Raw genomic sequence first — 521 nt, forward strand, 5'->3', positions numbered from 1 at the left:
GTCCATCTCGACGATGTCGGGGATCAGCAGGATCTGGCGCTGCACGCCGTTGGCGTCGAGCGCCTGGTCGCGCGGGCCGAAGAGCTGGCGAAGTTCGGCCTCGTCATCGAGAGCTTCGGCCCCGGCGCCGTCGCGGTGCGCGAAACGCCGTCGCTGCTCGGCAAAACCGATGCCTCAGGCCTGCTGCGCGATCTCGCCGAACACATGGCTGAATGGGACGAAGCGCTGCCGCTGGAGCGCCGGCTGATGCACGTCGCCGCCACCATGGCCTGCCACGGCTCGGTCCGCGCCGGGCGCGTGCTCAAGCCTGAAGAGATGAACGCACTGCTGCGTGAGATGGAAGCGACGCCGAACTCCGGCCAATGCAACCACGGCCGCCCGACCTATGTCGAACTGACGCTGGCGGATATCGAGAAGCTGTTCGGGCGGAGGTAGTTAGCGTCTGTGCGTAGGCGCATTGCATGCGCCCCGAGCACGGCGCACTCCCTCTCCCGCTCGCGGGAGAGGGCCGGGGTGAGGGC

Annotated in this window: 1 pseudogene; it reads left to right on the forward strand. The window is 68.3% G+C overall.

Annotation, left to right across the window (positions count from 1 at the left end):
• A pseudogene (locus DYI24_RS27685) lies at window positions 1-435 on the forward strand (hypothetical protein); the annotation flags it as partial.
• Between the last annotated feature and the right edge of the window lie 86 nt (window positions 436-521).

The organism is Rhodopseudomonas sp. BR0C11, assembly GCF_010820945.1.
Taxonomy (GTDB): Bacteria; Pseudomonadota; Alphaproteobacteria; order Rhizobiales; family Xanthobacteraceae; genus Rhodopseudomonas; species Rhodopseudomonas palustris_H.